The 20,367-nt window shown below is 41.6% G+C and carries 17 protein-coding genes; 8 read left to right on the forward strand and 9 right to left on the reverse strand.

Annotation, left to right across the window (positions count from 1 at the left end; translation table 11 throughout):
* The first annotated feature begins 13 nt into the window (after nucleotides 1-13).
* From AB1A65_RS06135 to AB1A65_RS06170, 8 genes are all read left to right on the forward strand, one after another.
* Nucleotides 14-925 carry a type IX secretion system membrane protein PorP/SprF gene (locus AB1A65_RS06135; RefSeq protein ID WP_366586769.1) on the forward strand — a complete coding sequence of 304 codons (912 nt, stop codon included), beginning with the start codon at nucleotides 14-16 and terminating at the stop codon, nucleotides 923-925.
* Nucleotides 926-1,108: 183 nt separating this feature from the next.
* A complete protein-coding gene (locus AB1A65_RS06140) occupies nucleotides 1,109-1,648 on the forward strand; it encodes an RNA polymerase sigma factor (protein ID WP_366586771.1) in 540 nt (179 codons plus the stop codon).
* Complete coding sequence (locus tag AB1A65_RS06145; protein ID WP_366586773.1) at nucleotides 1,645-2,190, forward strand: hypothetical protein; 546 nt, start codon at nucleotides 1,645-1,647, stop codon at nucleotides 2,188-2,190. Before AB1A65_RS06140 ends, AB1A65_RS06145 begins: the two co-directional genes overlap by 4 nt.
* Entirely contained in the window at nucleotides 2,171-3,259 is a 1,089-nt protein-coding gene (locus AB1A65_RS06150; RefSeq protein WP_366586775.1) for a hypothetical protein, read from the forward strand. Before AB1A65_RS06145 ends, AB1A65_RS06150 begins: the two co-directional genes overlap by 20 nt.
* An 86-nt stretch (nucleotides 3,260-3,345) precedes the next feature.
* Nucleotides 3,346-4,005, forward strand: a complete 660-nt coding sequence (locus AB1A65_RS06155; RefSeq protein WP_366586777.1) for a hypothetical protein — start codon at nucleotides 3,346-3,348, stop codon at nucleotides 4,003-4,005.
* Nucleotides 3,995-4,174, forward strand: coding sequence for a hypothetical protein (locus tag AB1A65_RS06160; RefSeq protein ID WP_366586779.1), 180 nt, complete (start codon nucleotides 3,995-3,997; stop codon nucleotides 4,172-4,174). The genes AB1A65_RS06155 and AB1A65_RS06160 overlap by 11 nt, the downstream gene beginning before the upstream one ends.
* A gap of 28 nt (nucleotides 4,175-4,202) precedes the next feature.
* Nucleotides 4,203-5,036, forward strand: coding sequence for a DUF2807 domain-containing protein (locus AB1A65_RS06165; RefSeq protein ID WP_366586781.1), 834 nt, complete (start codon nucleotides 4,203-4,205; stop codon nucleotides 5,034-5,036).
* A gap of 85 nt (nucleotides 5,037-5,121) precedes the next feature.
* Entirely contained in the window at nucleotides 5,122-5,715 is a 594-nt protein-coding gene (locus tag AB1A65_RS06170) for a bifunctional precorrin-2 dehydrogenase/sirohydrochlorin ferrochelatase (protein ID WP_366586784.1), read from the forward strand.
* Nucleotides 5,716-5,732: 17 nt separating this feature from the next.
* Here the strand turns inward: AB1A65_RS06170 and AB1A65_RS06175 are convergent, their stop codons facing one another.
* The 9 genes from AB1A65_RS06175 to AB1A65_RS06215 form a co-directional block, all read right to left on the reverse strand.
* Nucleotides 5,733-6,485, reverse strand: a complete 753-nt coding sequence (locus AB1A65_RS06175; RefSeq protein ID WP_366586787.1) for a LytTR family DNA-binding domain-containing protein — start codon at nucleotides 6,483-6,485, stop codon at nucleotides 5,733-5,735.
* An 885-nt stretch (nucleotides 6,486-7,370) separates the two neighbouring features.
* Nucleotides 7,371-8,033, reverse strand: a complete 663-nt coding sequence (locus AB1A65_RS06180; protein WP_366586789.1) for a hypothetical protein — start codon at nucleotides 8,031-8,033, stop codon at nucleotides 7,371-7,373.
* A gap of 286 nt (nucleotides 8,034-8,319) precedes the next feature.
* On the reverse strand, nucleotides 8,320-8,712 hold the full coding sequence (locus tag AB1A65_RS06185) for a hypothetical protein (RefSeq protein WP_366586791.1): 393 nt from the start codon (nucleotides 8,710-8,712) through the stop codon (nucleotides 8,320-8,322).
* Between the two features lie 266 nt (nucleotides 8,713-8,978).
* Entirely contained in the window at nucleotides 8,979-9,989 is a 1,011-nt protein-coding gene (locus AB1A65_RS06190; protein WP_366586794.1) for a hypothetical protein, read from the reverse strand.
* 19 nt (nucleotides 9,990-10,008) lie between these two features.
* A complete protein-coding gene (locus tag AB1A65_RS06195; protein ID WP_366586796.1) occupies nucleotides 10,009-10,965 on the reverse strand; it encodes a type IX secretion system membrane protein PorP/SprF in 957 nt (318 codons plus the stop codon).
* A 6-nt stretch (nucleotides 10,966-10,971) separates the two neighbouring features.
* A complete protein-coding gene (locus AB1A65_RS06200; RefSeq protein WP_366586799.1) occupies nucleotides 10,972-15,564 on the reverse strand; it encodes a T9SS type B sorting domain-containing protein in 4,593 nt (1,530 codons plus the stop codon).
* A gap of 357 nt (nucleotides 15,565-15,921) precedes the next feature.
* On the reverse strand, nucleotides 15,922-18,069 hold the full coding sequence (locus AB1A65_RS06205) for a DUF5723 family protein (RefSeq protein WP_366586802.1): 2,148 nt from the start codon (nucleotides 18,067-18,069) through the stop codon (nucleotides 15,922-15,924).
* Between the two features lie 601 nt (nucleotides 18,070-18,670).
* Nucleotides 18,671-19,003, reverse strand: coding sequence for a YegP family protein (locus tag AB1A65_RS06210; RefSeq protein ID WP_366586805.1), 333 nt, complete (start codon nucleotides 19,001-19,003; stop codon nucleotides 18,671-18,673).
* A 156-nt stretch (nucleotides 19,004-19,159) separates the two neighbouring features.
* Nucleotides 19,160-20,359, reverse strand: a complete 1,200-nt coding sequence (locus AB1A65_RS06215) for a glutamate-5-semialdehyde dehydrogenase (protein ID WP_366586808.1) — start codon at nucleotides 20,357-20,359, stop codon at nucleotides 19,160-19,162.
* Nucleotides 20,360-20,367 lie beyond the last annotated feature (8 nt).

Raw genomic sequence — 20,367 nt, forward strand, 5'->3', positions numbered from 1 at the left:
CAACATATCGCGAATGAAAAAACGAATGGGGCATACCTATCTAGCGGTTTTACTCTTGGGAATCTTTACGGTTTCGGCACAGCAAGACCCGCAGTTCACCCAATACATGTACAACACCATGAGTGTGAATCCTGCCTATGCTGGTTCGCAAGGGTATCTCACTGCGCTGTTGATGCACCGTTCCCAATGGGTGGGTGTAAACGGGGCACCCAATACACAAGTTTTGGCGGTGGACACTCCGTTGGAAAATAAATTAGGTGTTGGAGGAATTTTGGCCCATGATGCTCTTGGACCATCTTCGGAAATTTTCTTGGACGGTAATGTGTCCTATACGATTCAATTGGACAGTACAAACCGAAAACTGTCTTTTGGAATGAAAGTGGGAGGTAGATTATTTGATGTGGATTTCTCCAAAGGATTGACCCAAAATCCTGATGTGGCCTTTCAAAATAATGTGCAAAGCAAATTTTTCCCTACCATTGGTGCGGGACTATACTACCAGACCAAGGATAGTTATTTGGGCTTTGCCATACCCAACTTTTTTTCACAAAAACATTATGACGGCGAAGAGCAGGAAATAGCCGCAGAGCGCTTGCACTACTATTTTATGGGAGGGAAGTTCTTTGACCTGACTTCGGAGATAGTCATGCGGCCAGCCTTCTTTGTAAAATGGGTGCCTGGTGCACCGATTATTGCCGATGTCTCTCTTAACGCAGTCCTCAGGGAAACCTTCACCTTTGGGGTGGCCTATCGGTGGGACGATTCTTTTTCAACCCTACTGGGTCTTCAAATTACCCCAAACTTAAATGCAGGATACGCGTATGACCTTACCACCTCCAATTTGGCAAATTATACCGGAGGTACGCATGAAGTATTTTTACGATATCAGTTCAAGGAACTCAAGAAATCCTCAGAATCGCAATAATTCTTTCGCGAAAAACGGAAACCAAACATCAACATAACCTCATGCATGCAAGCCTTCAACTGTAGTTGAAGGTTTTTTTTGAAAAAAATTCACTTTGGTGCAACCTTTTCATTTTTGATTTGTCATTGGGATAGAATGAAATAGGATTATTTTTAGCCGTCATTGAATAACCGTCCAGAATTTTTGGAAGCAAACGTACGTTTTACGCACCAAGCTTTGGTGGAGCAGAGTAGAGAAGGGGATCGCAACGCGCAATACCAGTTGTATGGGTTGTATGTGGATGCCATGTTCAATGTTGCTATGCGGTTGCTGACCATTCGGGAGGATGCTGAGGATATTATTCAGGAGAGTTTTGTGGAGGCTTTTAAAAAGTTGGACTCTTTTAGGTTTGAGAGCACGTTTGGCGCTTGGCTAAAACGGATTGTGATCAACAAGAGCATCAACCATCTCAAAGCAAAACGATTGTTGCTTTCCTCCATGGAAAATGAGGGAGAATTAATGGATGACGAACAGGAAGCGGAACCGGACCAATTTGAAATTGATAAAATTAAAATGGGGCTAACACAACTTCCGGAAGGCTACCGACAGATTATCACCCTGTACTTGATTGAAGGGTATGACCATGTTGAAATTGGGGAAATTTTGGGGATAACCACCTCTACTTCCAAATCGCAATACCACCGTGCTAAAAAGAAACTTATTCAAATTGTAAAAGAGCTATGATGGACAATTTTGAAAAACAAATACGGGAAAATAAACAGGCATTTGATGTCCATAAAGTGGATAAGGACAAGTTGTGGCAGGGAATTACCTCCCAATTGGATGAAAAACCAGAAACGAAGGTTATTCCACTGTGGAGATCCAAAAAGTTATGGGCAGCGGCCTCCATTGTTTTGCTTTTGGGACTATCGGTGATGACATTTTTCACATTGAAAACGCCAACACAACATATGGATGCTTATGCCAATGAGGAACTCTTGGAAATTGATATGCACTACCAACATTTGGTGCATCAACAGGTGGAGTTGGTGCAGAATCATCCCAAGTTATCGGATGATGACAAAGAGGAGTTCCTATCCTTTATGGACGAACTGGACGAGGAATATCAACAATTAAAATTGGAAATGCAAAACAACCTGGACAACGAACGGGTGTTGGAAGCGATTGTGGCAAACTATAAAAAACGCATTGAACTGATTGAGAACTTATTGAAGCAAATCAATGCGTCCAAAAAAGAAATGGATTATGAAGGGTATGTATTATAAAAACATTGGGGTAACAGTAGCTCTATTGCTGTGTACATTCATGGTCTTTGCCCAAAATGAGCGAAGCAAGCGATGGGATAAGACCTACGATCTTTCTCCGACGGGGAAAGTCCATATAGAAAACAAGTATGGCAATGTGGTCATCAATGGATGGGAAAGAAATCAGGTAAGGGTTTCCATCTCCATAGAAGTAAACCATAGGAAGGATGAGAGTGCCGAAAAATTATTGGATCGGATTCAGCCCAAGGCTATTCAAGCTGGGAATTTTATCCAGTTTATTTCTGAAATCAAGGACCGGGATGCTAATATTTTCGCGAAATACTTCAGCAAAGCCAATCCGTTTGACTTTGATAAAAGCAACGTGCAGATTGATTATGAGGTGTATCTGCCCATAAATGCAGAGCTCAATATTACCAACAAGTTTGGGGACATCATCATTGATTCTTGGAAAGGGGATTTGGAAACCGATTTGCAACATGGCGACATCTACATCAACGGAAATATTTCAACCGCAAAAGTGGATATGCGTTTTGGAAAATTCCATGCCAGAAATCTGGACTATGGTAATCTTAAGATGGACAATGGCAGTATTGACATTGACAAAGCGCAAAAACTGAAAATAATCAGTAGTGGCAGTGATATACGGCTTGGCGATATTTCAGATTTGGAGCTGTACTCCAGTAAGGATGAAGTGGAACTGGAATCGGTTGATGCCCTACGTGGCGATTTTAAATTCTCGAATGCAGACATTGCCAGTGTAACAAGTGAGTTGTTCCTAACACTAAGAATTGCAGAGATTGATATCAAAAAGATTTCCAGCTCCAACGCAAACATCAATATAGTGCAGGAATCCTCCGAAATCAATGTGGACATAACAGGAATGGCATTTGACTTTAGGGCAACTTTGGAGCAAGGACTTTTGCGTGTTCCCAAGACTTTTACCAATATCAACACCCAAGTCACTAATGAAGGAAGCAAGATCAGGGAAATTACAGCTAAATATGGAACGGGTGAGCGGGGTAGTTTTTCGATCAACGGAATAAAAGGGGTGATTGTACTGACAGATTGATTTTTTTAAAAATCTGAAAAAAATTGATTCTGATGCAACCCTTTCAAATTTTGAATGTCTTTAGAATGAAAATCAAAAAACGAAACATGATACAACTAAAATCGTTACTTCCCATCTTACTATTTGGGTGTGTTACATGGGGCCAACAAACTCAGGGAAATTCGGATTACATTGAATTTAACGACCGTAAGAACGTAGTTCACGGGGTGTACTTGGGACTTACCACATATTATGGGGAAATGAGGGGGAAATCCACCTATTTGGGAGGTCTTAAAGTGGCCTATGTGGCCAACCGACAGTTTGAGGTTGGTTTCTCTGGGGTCGTTCTGTATTCGGAACAGGATAATCCAAGGACCCTAAATGAGGATTTGATAGGGGGCTATGGCGGAATACATCTGGAACCCATTCTATTCAGTAAATCTACCATTAATCTTTCCTTTCCCTTATTGATCGGTGCAGGGGGAGTTGGATATTACGGAAATGATTTTGACGATCGAATAGGGGATATTAATGACGATGACATTGATGCAGTTTTTGTGGCAGAACCAGGGGTGAGTCTTTTGTTCAATATTTCTAGATACTTGCAATTGGAAGCTGGGGTCAAGTATCGCTTTTCCAGCAAATTGGAGCTGGAAGACAGCCCGCTGCGAAATATTAATGGGTTTTCAGGTGGAATCGGCCTAAAAGTAGGCGTTTTCAATATGGGAAGAAATCGCTATAAAAAACATTTGAACGATGGCCAGTAGATCAAAAAACGAACAATCAATCAATAAAGGAATCCTAACCAGCCACGTCTTCACAGAAAATGGGACCGTATTTCTAAGAAGTTCCGAAGATGTTGACATTAATGAGTGGTCCGCGATAAATTTTCATTGGATGCCCATTTTACAATTGGAGCGAGAGTTGGGTTCCTAAGAATCATTTACATCAAAAAACGAACAGCATGAAAACTTTTAAACATGCCACCATCGCCTTGGCGATGGGGTTAATGGCAACTTCTTGTGTACAGGAAACTGTGTGGGTCTCTGATGAGGTGTCCACTAGAAACTATGACTTTGAGAATGTTACAGCACTTCAGGTGGCAACGGATTTTAACGCCTATGTAACTTTTTCGGAAACGGAGGAGCGTGTGGAAATTGAAGCTAATGACAATCTTTTTAATAAGATGGATGTCTTTATGGAAGGAAACAAATTGGTGGTGAAGTTGGAAAACAACATCAGGGTCAAGGGCAGGGAGACCTTGAACCTTTACATCACTACAAGGAACATTAATTGGTTTAAGGCATCCTCGGATGCGGCCATTTTTTTGGAAAACCCGCTTCATGCGAACAGTGTTTCTATCAATTTGAGTTCAGATGGGCACTTTATTGGGGATATTGTTTCAGAAGATTTTGAGCTCAGAGCCGAGTCGGACAGTGATGCAGAACTTTATTTGGAGGCCAAGAATGCGTATTTCGACTTATCCTCAGGTGCTTACTTGGATGGGGAAGCCACTATTGACAATGCTGTGTTTCGACTTTCTGCTGATGCCACGGTGGATTTGTTGGGTACTGTTGACCATGTGGATGCGATATTATCTTCAGATGCTGAGTTAAAGGGGTACGCTTTACATATCAATGACCTTGAAATTGAGCTTTCTTCTGATGCTGAAGCCTATCTGACGGTTTTCGAGACCATTGATGTTATTGCAAGTTCTGATGGTCGGCTTTACTACAAAGGTGATGCTGATATTGTTCGTCAAGTGCTATCCAGTGGAGGAAAAGTCATTAAAAAATAGGCTGGCCAGTACCATAAGGATTTTATAAAAGAATGGGATAGCTTGCCTTAAACCAATACCTTTGGAGGAGCAAAAGCAAGATTGTATGGAAAGGAATGAACTCTATCCCATTTTTTTAAAGGTTTCCAATCTTAACGTGCTTATTGTTGGCGGTGGTAATGTGGGTTTGGAGAAGTTGACCTTTTTGTTGAAATCCAGTCCCAATGCCCAAGTACAAATGGTGGCTCCTGAGTTTTTGCCCGAAACCTTGGCTTTGGCCCAAAAACATTCTGTTGAGATCACAAAGGCGGAATACAACGCTGATTTTTTAGATGGAAAGCATATTGTGGTTGCCTGTACGGATAAGGTAGAAGTAAACGAGCAGGTGTACCATGATTGCCGGAAGCAAAGTATACTGGTAAATGTGGCGGATAATCCTCCGTATTGTGATTTTTACATGGGCGGAATCGTAACGAAGGGCAATGTGAAAGTTGCCATTTCCACTAACGGAAAATCACCCACAACGGCCAAACGTTTACGTCAGTTTTTTGAAGATGTTCTTCCAGAGAATATCGATGATTTGGTGAAAAACCTCAATTCATATCGAGATACGCTAAAAGGCAATTTTGAGGAAAAAGTTGAGGCGCTGAACGAATTCACGAAAGGCCTTTTGGATTCCAAGGAAAATGAAAAGAACTGAAAGTAGGAGGTAAGGTATTATAAACGTTTCATTGCCTCAATAAGGTCATCTTTTTTTCTTGGGGATATGCTTACATGCATGTTATTGCTCATAATAATATAGCCACCATCAGACTTAATGTATTTCTTTACTTCATTTAGATTAATTAGAAAACTGTTATGCACTCGCATAAACTGCTGATCGGCCAAAAGGTTCTCATATTCTTTAAGATGCTTGCTTACCAATAATGTTTTTTTGTTCTTCAGGACGAAGCAGGTATAAGAACCATCAGCTTTGCAAAGAATAATGTCGTCTATGGCTATGAACTCCATTCCGGCAGTGGTGGCAAGACAGATTTTTTCTTGCCTACTGGTACCTCTTGATAAGCTTTGCATTAGCGTATCGATTTGTTGTCGATATACATTGGTGTCCATTTGGTTTCTGGCTTTTTCTACTGCGTCTTGGAGTTCAACCAAATCAATAGGTTTTAACAGGTAATCAAGTGAACTGAATTTTATGGCTTTAATGGCATATTTTTCAAAGGCAGTTGTAAATATGATTTCAAAACTTGGTTCCTTTATCTGCTCCAAAACATCGAAACCTAGCCCTGGTTGCAATTCAATATCTAAGAACACCACATCTGGGCTATATATGGAAAGTACTTTAACGGCTTCTTTCACTGAACTTGCGGTGGCAATCACCTTAACATCTTGGCAAAACTCTTCCAACATGGATTTTAGGGTTTCCCTACTGTGTTTTTCGTCTTCTATGATTACTACTTTTAAAGTCATGCGGTGTTTTTTATTGGGTTAATAGTTGTTTGGAACTTGGTTAAGTTATTGCCAAAACAATAAGAAGTATTTTTCTTATGCCCTTTGAAAGAATAGTATCGTTTTGTGTTTTTGAGAAAGAAGGGTCGGATTTCTATTTGATTTAGATTGTCAAATAGAATGCTCTTGGTATTTTGCCTTTCACTGTTCAACAATGTCATCAGACTGGGTTATGGACGTTGCTCCCTATGGGACCAATTTGTTTTCCTCAAAAGAATTTTCAACAGCAATCCTCTATTCTTGTAAAGATAATCCAATGATTTAATCTTTTACAGAATTAGATAAATCTAAGCATTAAAAACAAATAACAGATATTGGTTGTACTGCAGGTCTGTATACTTGTTAGCAGTAATTGGGTTCAATTATGGATTTGGGGGAGAGTGGCGTTTATGGTCTTAGAACTAAACTACTGAGTATTAAATTTAGTCAAACTAAGGAGAGGTTTTCATAATGTTGAGGTTTATTTTAGTAATTCAAAAATTTTATTGAAAAGTATAACTCACCATTTTCTTTTCTTAATATTACTGTTGCGCAGCATAACCCCATACTAGCTATCAGCTTTACTAAAAAGATACTCATGGTGAGTTGTTTACTGTAGATGTATTTATAACCAAAAGAGAAAACACAAATAGAGGGCTGCACTATCTTCATCGCCAGAACTGAAGACAGTACCATAGTAGTCTGCGTGCAGCCCAAAGACTGTGTTTCTTTTTTTCCATTGTTAATTGTTAATGGGCATAAAACTAATCTTGTTAAATACATTTCATAGGTGCTATTTGATGTAAACGGGTTCTGGGTTTACGGAATGCCTCTATGGATTCATGTGGATAACCTTTCGTATAATTTTCAGGCCGTGGAATACAATTTTTGATCTTGGGATTGTAATTCAGGTGCCTTGGGCTTTGCTCTTTTGGGCATAGGAGCTATAAAATGTCCTTTAAAGTCTATTGCTGCAATATTGCTGAAATAACCCAAAATATCTTCATAGTCATTGATGTTAATCCCAGCCTTTACAAGTCCCTTATGAATGGGCGATTTGTTTGGCTTTGCACCCCAATCCCCATAAATTCTTTTGTCACGTGATTTTATAATAAGGATTTTCAACTTGCTCAGATGCCAAGCAGGAATATAAAAATTGGATACTCCATCATTAAGGGATTTGAACGTGACATATACTTTACCAACATTTTTGTAAACGTTTGCAGTATATCCTAACGTAGCATTGTTAAAAGGAAGTTTAAGGCATTTATCTTCCGATTCCAGATAAAAAAGAATTGGGCTGTTGTAGAGTACATCTTCGGTAATTTGAGGAACATCAATGGTAAATGACCAACCAGGCAACTGATGTCTGATGTCAAATGACAATAATTCTACTGTATTACACGGTAAGGGTTTAGAAGCTTCTCCTTCTTTATCTGTAATGGATGAGGATTTATTAAAAAGGTATATGGGGTATCCTATGATAATCGCTGCGCAAATTAACGTCCAAATGATGGTTAAGAGTTGCATAAAACATATTTGATTAAAAACTTAGGGAACGTTTAAATCTTGTACCAAGTAACAAATTGTAGATTGGATTATAGTACATGAATATACAGATGGTGGTTCTCAATTGACGGATATTTCCCATGCGATGAAATGCTCGATTTCATAGGTGAAATGCATATGGAAAGGTGTTGTTTAGTGTAGAATCCATTTATGGTACATTTATACCCTAAAGTAGGCTGACCCATTATCCACTAAAAAGCAAACTGAGGATAACGGGCCAACCTTATCATCTGAGAAAGTTCAATAATTAGGTTTCAACATCCTTTTTTTCATCAGAAAGTTCCAATTGACCAACAACGTTCATAACATCATAATTGGCAATTTTCCTTGTGCTATAATTCCTTTTAATATGGTTGAGGTAGGTGTGTATTTCTAAAGTATAATAGTTCTCTAGTTCAAATATCGAATTTGGGTCTTCGGCGATTTCAGATTTTTGATTTGTTTTCTTTTTGCCAAATGACCTAGCATTGTATACAATTTTATAGTGGTTATTTTCTTTGTCCATCCATTCAATGGTTACCTCTATAAAATCATCCATTCTTTCCCTAAGTCTATATGTGGCTTTTTTAGGGATTCTACCATGTTCGTATTCAGACTTGACTAAATCTAAAATCCATTTTTCAAGAAAGCTCTCTCTCATTTTAATTCTATGTTTAGGTATTCAGATGTTATCCCTTATAAGGGACTTGTTCTTTTTTGTTCTTGAGGATGAAGGTTTTGTGTTCCCAGATGGTTTATGGAATCCCATAGGTTGAAATAGGTCATCCAGTATTCATGGACGTTTTAGGCATTTTGGCCTAGTGGTTCTTGGGAACTTTTTGTGAAGGTTGACTAAAGGTCTCTTGAATGAGGTGTATAAGGGACCTTAAATTTTGTCCATAAAAATGGTTCTTGGTAATTATTGTATTAGTTCATACTCCATACTTCTTTTAACCACGCAATGGTTCGGTTGCGTGCAAGCTTACTTTCAGGTATGTCGTCATAGTCAAAACTATGGTCGGCATCGTTATAGAAGTAACTTTCCACTGGAGCTCCTTTTTCTTCCAGAAGGTTCAGCATGCAAAGTGTATTTTCTGTGAGGTTATCATTACCGGGTATGTGATAGAGCATTGGGGCATACGGATAAAACACATTTTCATCCAAAACTTCCAAACCACATGGGTGCTTTCCCCAATAGTTGTAACCAACAGAACCTCCGTAATAAAAAACTCCTGCGGAAAAGCCTAACTCTGGTTTGGGCTGTGGTGACAAAATTCCATCAGAAGCATCATAGATTTTACCGTCATCGCTTTGAGTCCACTCAAAGTCTTCGGGAACCTTGTCAGTATCGATTAGGGTTGAAGCAACAGAGGTGGCTCCATCTGAGAATCCCAAAAGGGCAATATCTTCGCCCCTTACCACGGAGGCTCCGTCTTCATATTTTAAATTTTGTAGTAAGGCAAGAGTGGCGTTTGCGTCTCTAGGTCGCACAAATTGAGCACTAATTCTTATGTTATTCGGTAGCTCGGCCCATTTTCCTGTTCTTGTAATAACCCCTCTTTCTGTATAACTATCCACAAAAGCACTTACAATGCAGTTTTGGGCCAGGATAGTTTGCCATTCCTTAAATTGACCGGACAGTGTTTTGCTATCTGGACTGTTTTGGTACCAAAGGCCATATGACCCATGCATGACTACAACGGCTGGAAACGGACCGTTATTGGAACATTCTTTTGGAATGGATAAATAGACAGGAACCTTTACATTATCCACAAGAGCATAAACAACGGTATCCGTTGTAGTGGCAGACAATTTAACATCTTCAATTTGTCCATCCAACAGTGAAGAGCGGTCATTGCTACAGGATACAATAGAGATAAAAATTCCAAGAAATAAAAGTAGGTTAAGGTTTTTGGATGATTTAGGGTGTCGCTTCATAATAATAGTGTTTTAATGATTAATACGTGCAGCTACAATTGGATATGCCTTGAAAAAGGTCCACGCCAAGTGTTATTACATGTGTGCCTTTTGAATAGCCCAATAGTTCATTCATGATGATTTGATAGGAATACCCAAAATAAAAGCCACCTTTTTTGAGTCCTATGATTGGGGCGATATAGAGAGGTGCTCCAAGTTGGTCATTTAAAAATCGATAAGTGAAACCAGCGTAATAATAGTCAAGAAAGTCATACCACTTAAATTTGGTGTTGACATCTGTAACAGAGCGGTTATCATTTTCAAAATACTGGAAGAAGATAGAAGGTTCGATCTCAAAATCGGCCCTTCTGCTTCTCCGATATTTATATCCAGAATACAAATAATAGTTTCTAAGCGTATTGGGTTCGTTAATTGGGTTGAATTTCTTCAAATCCTTGTTTAGAATGTTTGAAACATTAAGGCTTAAATAAAAACCTCCTCTTCTGTACAAGGTGCCAATGTCAAAATTTGGGTTACTCGATGCTCTATCATTTACAACCGCCAAATCATTATTATCTTCAAAATTTTCAATGTCTATCCTAAACTGATTAAGATTGAAGGATAGGGCCATTGAAAAAAAATGGTCTTCATACTTATTGATGGTCAAATGATGAGCAAAAGAAACTTTGCCGCCGCGTTGTTTGGTCTCTCCATTGGAGTCATTGTACAGTACCATACCAATTCCTGACCGGTTGCCCAGTCTTACATCTGCTGAAAGCGACTGTGTATCAGGAGCATCTTTGACACCTACCCATTGCGAGAGGCCATTCATTCTTACCTTGACGTAATCGCCTATGCCAGCAAAGGATGGTGACATCAAAAATGGATTGTCGGACAGGTATTGCGATAACTGCGGTATAGTCAATTCTTGTCCTTTGCCCTTAAAACAGAAGGTTAAAAGCAAGCATAACAATATTTTATTTACATGTATTTTCATTTGTATTTATCTGTATAAAGTAAAATGTCCAACAAATTCACGACCACTTCCATCATTCAGTTGTACGATATACCAGTAATCACCCGAAGGCATGGCTTGAGATTGGTAACGGCCATCCCATCCATTATCGAGTTGCCCCATGATCTCTAATTTTCTACCATATCGGTCAAATATGAAAGTTTGAATATCAGGGAAGAGTTCCATGTTCCTTGGTTTCCAAAAATCATTCTGCCCATCGTTGTTCGGAGTGAAAAAATTAGGGATGGTTATCTCTACAAGGTTGAGCGTTATGGAAGATGTAGCTTCACATCCTCTTCCATCAATTACTGTAACCTCAAAAGTTCCACTTCTGGTAATGGTATAAGTGTTTGTGGAACTTCCCCCGTCATCTTCAAAATAATAGGTATAAGGAGGAAATCCACCACTCGCATTGGCAGTTATTTCATTGATGTAATCATTGGATAAGCTCAAACTAAGTGGGGTAGTCTCCTCAATCATAAAGGGAATTTCGACCAAACATCCATTATTGTGCATTATGGATAGAGTATGATTACCTGGACTGATGTTGTTGAAATCAGGACTGATTACAAAGTCATTGGGATTTGTAGAATCTAAAGCGTACAGCACTTCATTCACTATGCTGGAATCCAATAAGGTCACTTCGACACTATTAGATGGTAATCCTGAATCACATGAATAAATAGGTTCTATAGTTGCTTCAAGATTTGGGCCTCCAGGTAAAACTTCAAATACGGTATTTGATTCACACCCATAGCCATCAATAATCGTCATTTGGTAATTTCCAGCAGCTAGGTTATCTAGATTAAAAGAGTTAGAAGCAAAAACCATCGGCTGCATAGAATTCAACTGGACCGTTAAAGGCAAATCAGTAGTATCCGTGTTTACACTTATTGAGCCATCTAGGCTTTCCCAGCATGTCTCATTTTCAACGGTTGTAGATATATTAAATCCTGAAATTGTCACTGTGAATGTGTTGTCCGCTTCGGGGCAGCTTCCGTTGGCCGGGCTGAATACGTGCAGGGTGGTGGAGGCGTTGACCATGTCCCCTGCGGAGAGTGCCGAGCCTGTTCCGCCTGCCCCTGTGAAATAGTTGCCGTTGGTGAGCGGCGGCAGTTGGTATGGCCCGCAGCTTGCCACGTCGGCCGGTGTATCGGGCTGTGGCTGTTCGCTCACGGTGACCTGTGCTGTTGCGTCGGCGGTACAAGGTGCCGTGGCGGCCACGGTATAGGTGTATACCCCGGCCCCTGCGGGTGCCGGGCTCCAGTTGCCCCCTGCGTCCGGTGTTCCGCCGAGCTGTGCGAAAAGGTCCGCGTCGGTCACGGCATCGCCCTCACATATGGTCAGGTTGCCGTCCGTCCCGGCATCGGGCTGCTCGGTTATGGTGACGATGAAGGACTCTTCGTCTGAGCAGGTGCCATTCTCGTCCCATACGTATATGGTAGTTGTGCTGTTCAACACGGCGTTGGCTGCGATGGGGTTCCCGCCGCCGAGCGGCCCCCCGGCCGCATCATAGAAACTTGGGGAGGTCAAGCTCGTCCCGGTGATGCTGATTCCTGATAGGTCGAACGAGTCACATGCGGCCACGTCTGCGATGGGGTCTATGTCGGGTGCCGGGGGATCGGTCAGTGTGACATCGGGGTCGTCTGTGGAGGTGCATCCGTTGACGGTTATCCTCAGGTTGTTGTAGATGCCCGCGGGCGCGTTGACAGTGGCCCCCCCGGAGGAGACGCCGACATTGGGGAAGCTCCCGCTGTCGTGCACTATGGTGTACAGACCGTCCGGCACGTTGGTGAACAACAGTTCGATGGTCCCGTCGGCCCCGCATGCGGGGGGATCCGTGGAAAGGTCCACGCCAAGGGTCGGCTGTGGCCGGTTGGTTATGGTGACCTCATCCAGGGAATCGGGGCATGTTGTGCCGTTGGTGATGGTCCATCTGAGGGTGACTGAGCTTCCCGTGGCGAGCCCTGTTACCGTGGTCATGGGGTCACCGGCGTTCGTTATTGTGATTCCGGATGGCCCTCCGACCTCCGACCAAGTGCCCGTGCCCACCGTTGGGGCATTGGCGGCCATGTTAAAGGTGCCATTGTCGCACTGTTGGATGTCGGCCCCGGCGTTGGCCGTAGTGGGCTCTTCATAAAAGGTCACGGTTATCTCGTCGAAGTTGGAGCAGCTTCCGTTGACATCGGTCCACCTGAAGGTGTACGTTCCGTAGGCATCCACGGTAAGGGTCTGGTCGGGGTCGCTCGCGTTTGTGCCGAAGGTTAGGTTCCCGGGTCCGTTCTCCATGGTCCATGTGCCGTTGCCCAAGGCGGTGGAGGCATCCACGGCGTGCGTGAGCCCGCACTCCTGGAAGGCGGTCTGTGCCGATGGCTCGTGCGCATCGGGGGTAGTTTGCGGTTCTATGGTAACCGTTACGGTTGCCGTTGCATCAAGACAAGGAGACGTTCCTGTGACTGTATACGTAAAGTCGTAGCTTCCAAGCGAAATGGTTGAGAAATTCATGTTGGCAGGATTTCCTACAACAGTATTTGCACCATTGCCGAAGGCATCGTTGACATCTCTCCAAGTTCCGCCGGCGTCCTCCCCGGTGATCTGGGCGAAGAGGTCGTATATGGTGGCGTCTCCTTCACAGATGTCTAGATTGGATGGGACACCAGATTCAGGGGAGGTATACACTTCTATCGTTTGGGTGACGTCCAAAAAATTGCCTGAGGTATCGGTTACTCTGTAAGTACGGGTAACGGTCTCTGGATTGGTACTGTTGTCTGATATATCACCTTGATGTACTACGGTATCCACTGCGCAATTATCATCCTCATCGGTGACTACATTGGGGTCTGGAGCTGGTACGGTATCACACACCACTATTGCTGTAGGATTGCTGGCGGTTGGAGGTTCTGCATCAGTGATGTGGGCTACTGTGAAAACATCTGTACCATTGAAATTTACGTTATCAAAAAATACATGATCTGCTGATATGGTAGTTGCTTCTATCAGTGTTATTACTCCATCTGTGAAGTTGCCATTTCCATCTTCGTCTATCATCAAAAATATCTCACAGGGGTCATTGGGTAGTATATTCGATCCGGTAAGATCAACACGTACACTTACATTGGAAATTGGATCTGCAGCAGCAGACCGGGTCTCGACAATTTTCCATCGTCTTTGAATCCTCTGATCAACTCCTGCGGGGTTGTCCATGGCTGTAACCATCATTGACCCATGATCGTTTCCCCAAACCAGATAATTATGTTCAATAGGGGCAAAATGGTATGCATCAATAGGGGTTCTGTTATTATCCAAATTGTCAGTTGAGAAGTCCGAATTTGTCGATATCGTAACCCTTGCTTCTGTATTTACACTTTTTGAGATGCGCTGGTGAAGATTATATCGTAATCTGTTGGCGCCGACATCATCAAACCTATCTTTACCTATGCCTGCTATATCATATCGGTACGTGGCATCAAACACCCATATGGTTGTGCCATCGGCAGCTAAATAGTTATATGAATCATTTCCATTAATACTTCCCAAGGTTCCAGATGCATTAAGGGTAATGCCATATTTGATCGCTAAATAGCTTTCCATTCTTTGGATGTGATTTGCATTAGGAATGCCATCCATTAGCAATATTTCAGCAATATGACCAGATAGATTGCTTGGATCTGAGCCGCCACCGGGATCAGTGTCGTTAAAGTGTTTTCCCATTCTGTTGTAGTAGAAGAGGGATTCCCCTGCCGTTGGGTCAATTCTATTTAGGCCATTGATATCCACTAGGCCATTGACCCTTGTGGTCAGGGCTTCTTCGTTTGTGGCAATGGAATCTCTTATAAACGTGCCTATAGTGGGCCGATTCAATAAATCAACACCACCTGCTTGAAAAAATGTACCGGTATCCCATGTTCTACCGATTGAAAAACGGTTGCCATTTGAAACTCCTAAAGAAAGATTGGTGTTGGAATTTAGGTGATTTGTTATATCTCCACCGAACAAAAGACTCTGTGTTTCTGCCGTATTGCCCTCGCCAGTTGCTGAAAAAACAATAAAAACGGCAATATTGTCTCTTGCATGTGAGCGGAAGTAGAGTGCATCGCCCGTTCCAGACCCATCAAATTCCACGGCGGGATTAAAGTTCCATATGCTTCTCCGTAATGTCGGTATGCCCGGTATAGTTCCAATCGGGGTTAAAAAACCGGGTGCACCAGGATGCTGGAAGCCATGGTTTGGGTAATTTTGCCACGGTTGGTTATAATTGATCGGGTTGGGGTGTTCCATGGCATCTTGGCGAAATGCTGGAATTACGAAATCAACCAAATCATACCATATGTTCACTGGTGTGCCATCAGCTGGAGCATATGGAGTAAACTCATGCAAAGCCGAAGGATTGGATGGAGTATTTATTGCCCTATCTGCTGAGTACCAGTTGTCTACCTCTTGGGCGGATAGACTGAATCCTGTGATAAGGAAAAAAATGCTTAGCAGAGATTTGCCAATACGTTTGTATGGTGCAATACGATACTTGGTCGATATGGATCTATCGGTGTGCAAATAAGTAGGATTGAGTAAAGATCTAGTCATAAGCAAGTAGGTTTTGGCCACATATTTTTGGACAGAATACACGACTCCATGTTAGCATAGAATTAAAGTACTATGCCTACTTTATATATTTGGGGAGCAATTAACCTATAGGGCTTTAGAATTGACGAAAGGCCTAAATGGATTTATGACGATTATTTAAATACTTACCTTTTTTAGGTTTTTATGAACAATGAATTTGATTTCTTTTATTGGATTTTATCACTGAAGATGGAACACCAATTACAAAAAAACCGCCAAGAAAATTTCTTGACGGTCAACTATCACTGTTGCATTAGAATACTCGAGTTACACCAAACCTTACATTCTTAATTCAGCATTGAATTATGGACAGGATAGCTATTTGATCAGATTAATTTCAACTCTTCGGTTCTGTTGCCTTCCAATCTTGGTAGCATTGGTTGCTATAGGTTTGTCTTCACCGAACCCAATGGCTGTCAATCTATTTGATGGAATACCTTCATTGGTCAAGAAATTCCGAACTGAATTTGCCCTAGCCTCAGAGAGTTTTTGATTGCTTTCACTGCTTCCAACACTATCTGTATGGCCTTCCACAGTAAAGTTGGCATTGGGGTACTCATTCAAGATTTGAATGATGTCCACCATGGTTGAAACCGATTCTGGTTTTATGGTAGCCTTTCCGGTATCGAATAGGATTGTCCTGGCGTAGTCGTTCAGTTGTTTTTGAACTTCTTGTGTTACCTCTGGACAGCCTTTATTGCTGACAGGACCTGCTATGGAGGGGCACTCGTCATCGATATCCACAAGTGAATCACCATCAGTATCAGGGCATCCTTTGTTTTCCACTGTTCCAGGAGTATTTGGACAACGGTCTTCACTGTCGATGATTCCATCCCCGTCGGCATCTGGACAGCCATTGTACTCAGCTAAGCCCGTTACAGTTGGGCAGTCATCGTCTTTATCCAAAACTCCGTCCCCATCGGTATCTTTCCAAGGACATCCATTGTTTTCAGCTGGGCCTACTTCGTTGGGACAATCATCATCTTTGTCCAAGATTCCATCTCCGTCAGAATCTTTCCATGGGCATCCTTTGTTTTCGATGGGGCCCGGGGTATCCGGACATTGGTCTTCTTGGTTGATAATGCCGTCATTATCTCTGTCTTTCAACTTATTTTGATAAACAGGAATCTTCAATCCAGCATATAGATCCACGGCTTTGGTATTTTTTCCGGCAATAGCCGAAATAATAGATCCAGAACCAAGGTAAACAGGGCCTAATCGAACTCCGGCACCCCATTGAAACCCAGCCCCCTCAAGAACGCTGAGAGGAGAATAGATTCCCAACCAAGTACTTTCAAATCTAGGGGTAAGCCTAAATTGAGTTAGAACTCTATTGGTGTTCGTTCTTTGCTTTGGCGTTAACGGAATATCAGCATTAAGATTAAGATAGAATTTGGAGTTAAGGTTCCAATCTACATTGGTATGGAATGCGGTGGGCAATGTAATATTAGCCGATTGCGATTCTGATAAAAGATCAAAATTGTCCCTTAAGGCATCTTCCAGCACATCACCGTCAAAATTATCCTTGTCTTGGGTTTTGTTAAGATCGTAAACTCTTTCGACTCCGTTTGTATCTGATATTTCTCCTATGTCTGTTATGGAAGCACTCCATTTTAATTTGTATTTATTGGCACCTCTATCTGCAATGGGATTTCCCTGCGCATCCAACTTAGTGTATTTTGTGTGTTCTGGTCTCCACTCATAGACAAGGCCTATGTCGGCACCAAAGCCGCCACCTCCACTAAAATCAAAAAAGTCTCCACCGTTGCCTTCATCGTCAAAGGTGTCAGTGTTACCGTAAGTAAATTCACCTGTGGTACTTACTCGATTAGTTTCTGAAGTATAGTTGACCGAAACACTTGACCCTTTAATATAGACGTTGCCCATACCTTGAATGTATTTGAGGGACAGACCGCCTTTTAAAAAATGCTGTTCCTGATCTAAAAGCACTCTGGCGTAAGAGGCTCCTATTTCTCCCCAAAGGTTAAAGGCACCATATACGCTACCTTCCTCCAAAGAGAAATCTTCCGTTTCATCAAATCCACCTTCTTTGTCCAAGAGTTCACCGTTGACATCGTTGATGTTAAAAAATGCCCTACCTCTGGTAAAGATGGCCAATGATTGTTTTTGGTCTATACTGAGCATTACGGATGGACCCAACACATCAATATTCCATGCTATGAAGTTGTTTTCTGTAGGAGAGGTATTGGCATTATCAAATGTATCACTGAAACTGGTTAAGGCGTCACTGATATTGAATCCGATGTAATCGTTTCCCACAAAGGAACTGACACCTATAAGGTTGACATCCAATTTAAGCCTGGAATCTGCAATGTTGGCAGGGTTGGAAATTATCCCATGCACACCACTATAATTGTCCTCTAGGAATCCAACATAGGATTGGGCAAGACTGGACGAGGTGGTCAGGATGAGGAAGATGCCCATTAAAATTATTCTTGAATACATTTTAAAAAGATTTATTTTTTTTGTACTGTTTTTTATTGCTACGTTTCCATGATGATTGGCATTTAACAAAGAGATAGTAAATATGTGAGGGTGGGACGGGGAAATGAATGAACGCTACTTTTCAATTGATGAAACCGAAAGATGAGTTTACCGGGATATGGCACAGGCAGGAAAAAGCTTCATTTTTTTGTAAGGCCGTGTTTGGTTCAACCTTTTATAGGAAGGAAATTCATCGAAAAGAATTATTAAAATAGTCGAGGAAAAAGATTGGTTTTGCCCCAAAACAAAAAACCATTACGACCAAGGAACCAAAATGGTTCCTTGGCGTAACGGAAACCTCAACTAAACTAAACACTTTTATGACCAACAGTCTAAAAAAGTGCATTGCTATATGTGCATGCGTTAAAATTGATCTTGCTTTTCAATATGGTTTAACGCGTAATTGCATAGCAAACATAAGTTGAACTATCATTTTTTGAATGGTCTACCTAACGGATGCTCTATTTCAACTGACGAATGGGCAATCTGGTTTGGTGGTTAAATAAAAAAGCAGTCCCATTGGACTGCCTTTTATTATATCAAAATTGGTTTTTACTCTTAACTAAGAGGAGCTATCATCCACAGATGCATCTGGAGCGTTTTTCTTTACAGAGGCAACCCCGTTTTCCATAGCTGACTCGCTGGAATACATCTCACTGTTTCCAATGACCTGTCCGTTGGAGGCTTTTAGGTTAAAGTATGGACTTCCATCCTTTGCCGTGTTTCTTTCAAAGTTTCCATCGTCCTGCGAATGTTTTCTCACAGACTCGATACCATTCTCACAGGCAGCTTTGGTGGTATACCCCTGACTGCTTAAAATTACTTGGCCGTTTCCAGCTTTTAAATTAAACCTGAACTTGCCAGATTTATCTGTATTAATCTCAAATTTTCCCATGGTAATATGTTTAAGTACTAAATCTAGAGATTTTCTTAAAAAATGACCAATATTTCAGTAGAAAATCACCGTTTTTTATACTTATTTTAATTTATGGATAAAAAAAAGGCGTTGAAGTTTGCTCTCAACGCCTTGTACATTTTAAAGAAGGTGCATTTAAACCCTCACCTGGCCATTACCAAATACGTAGTATTTGTTTGTGACCAATTGTTTGAGTCCAAGTGGACCTCTATGATGCAGTTTGTCCGTACTGATGGCCAACTCGGCACCAACACCCATTTGTCCGCCATCGGTAAAACGGGTAGAAGCGTTTTGGTACACAGCGGCACAATCCACATTTTCCATAAATGTCTGAGCAATGCTATCGTTTTGGGTCATAATGGTGGCGGAATGGCCGCCTGAGTTTGTATTTATTTTTTCAATGGCCTCATCCAAACCAGTTACTGAACCAATAACACACTTCATGGCCAAAAATTCTTCTTGCCATACTGATGCGTTGGGAATAATATCCTCTTCGGTCAAAACCGTTTTCACTTTTTCATCCACCAGAATGGAAACACCTTTTTCGGAAAAAAGCTCTTTCAGTTCTTTCAATTTATCCTCATAACCGTCAATCCCAGAATCTACCAAAATCTTGTCCAACGCATTACAGGCAGATATTTTATGTGTCTTGGCGTTTACAATCACCTCCAAGCTCTTTTTCCAATCGGCTTCTTTATGAACATATAGGAAATTGTTTCCTCGACCACTTACCAGTACAGCACATTTGGCATGTTCCTTTACAAAGGCGATAAGGCGTTCACCGCCTCTGGGTACAATCAAATCCAAATCTTGATCGGGATTTTTCAAAAATTCTTGGGTCTGGGTACGGTCCATTTCCAAAAACTGGATGAAATCCGTTGGTAGATGGTTCTCTTCCAATGCCCGATGCCAGAACTTTACCAATACTTTGTTGCTATGGTATGCTTCCTTTCCACCTTTCAATAGGATTTTGTTATTTGCCTTAAAAGCCAATACTGCGGCTTCTACGGTTACATCTGGTCGGGACTCATAAATAATCATGATGGTCCCAAAAGGGGCCGTTTTGTTGATGATCTTGAGCCCATTGTCCAAATTTCTCGTAGAAATCTCTTGGTTTACAGGGTCTTCTTGGAGTCGAACCTCTTTTACCGCCTGAATCATTTGATCAACTTTTTTCTGATTGACCACCAAACGGTCGTACAGGGCTTGATCGTCCCGGTTGAACGCATCCAAATCTTTTTGATTGGCTTTGAGCAGCTCCTCCCGATTCTCATCCAGAATCCGCTCCATATCGGCCAACACCTTATTTTTTAGTTCTGTATTCAATAATTTCATAGTTGTCA

It is taken from the genome of Allomuricauda sp. ANG21 (genome assembly GCF_040705235.1).
GTDB classification, from domain to species: domain Bacteria; phylum Bacteroidota; class Bacteroidia; order Flavobacteriales; family Flavobacteriaceae; genus Flagellimonas; species Flagellimonas marina.

Bases quoted from the DNA above. Each gene is read 5' to 3' on its own strand.
- AB1A65_RS06135 (WP_366586769.1), top strand. From the start codon at position 14: ATGAAAAAACGAATGGGGCATACCTATCTAGCGGTTTTACTCTTGGGA.
- AB1A65_RS06205 (WP_366586802.1), bottom strand. From the start codon at position 18,069: ATGTATTCAAGAATAATTTTAATGGGCATCTTCCTCATCCTGACCACC.
- AB1A65_RS06180 (WP_366586789.1), bottom strand. From the start codon at position 8,033: ATGCAACTCTTAACCATCATTTGGACGTTAATTTGCGCAGCGATTATC.
- AB1A65_RS06185 (WP_366586791.1), bottom strand. From the start codon at position 8,712: ATGAGAGAGAGCTTTCTTGAAAAATGGATTTTAGATTTAGTCAAGTCT.
- AB1A65_RS06145 (WP_366586773.1), top strand. From the start codon at position 1,645: ATGATGGACAATTTTGAAAAACAAATACGGGAAAATAAACAGGCATTT.
- AB1A65_RS06155 (WP_366586777.1), top strand. From the start codon at position 3,346: ATGATACAACTAAAATCGTTACTTCCCATCTTACTATTTGGGTGTGTT.
- AB1A65_RS06200 (WP_366586799.1), bottom strand. From the start codon at position 15,564: ATGACTAGATCTTTACTCAATCCTACTTATTTGCACACCGATAGATCC.
- AB1A65_RS06215 (WP_366586808.1), bottom strand. From the start codon at position 20,359: ATGAAATTATTGAATACAGAACTAAAAAATAAGGTGTTGGCCGATATG.
- AB1A65_RS06160 (WP_366586779.1), top strand. From the start codon at position 3,995: ATGGCCAGTAGATCAAAAAACGAACAATCAATCAATAAAGGAATCCTA.
- AB1A65_RS06210 (WP_366586805.1), bottom strand. From the start codon at position 19,003: ATGGGAAAATTTGAGATTAATACAGATAAATCTGGCAAGTTCAGGTTT.
- AB1A65_RS06195 (WP_366586796.1), bottom strand. From the start codon at position 10,965: ATGAAAATACATGTAAATAAAATATTGTTATGCTTGCTTTTAACCTTC.
- AB1A65_RS06190 (WP_366586794.1), bottom strand. From the start codon at position 9,989: ATGAAGCGACACCCTAAATCATCCAAAAACCTTAACCTACTTTTATTT.
- AB1A65_RS06165 (WP_366586781.1), top strand. From the start codon at position 4,203: ATGAAAACTTTTAAACATGCCACCATCGCCTTGGCGATGGGGTTAATG.
- AB1A65_RS06150 (WP_366586775.1), top strand. From the start codon at position 2,171: ATGAAGGGTATGTATTATAAAAACATTGGGGTAACAGTAGCTCTATTG.
- AB1A65_RS06170 (WP_366586784.1), top strand. From the start codon at position 5,122: ATGGAAAGGAATGAACTCTATCCCATTTTTTTAAAGGTTTCCAATCTT.
- AB1A65_RS06175 (WP_366586787.1), bottom strand. From the start codon at position 6,485: ATGACTTTAAAAGTAGTAATCATAGAAGACGAAAAACACAGTAGGGAA.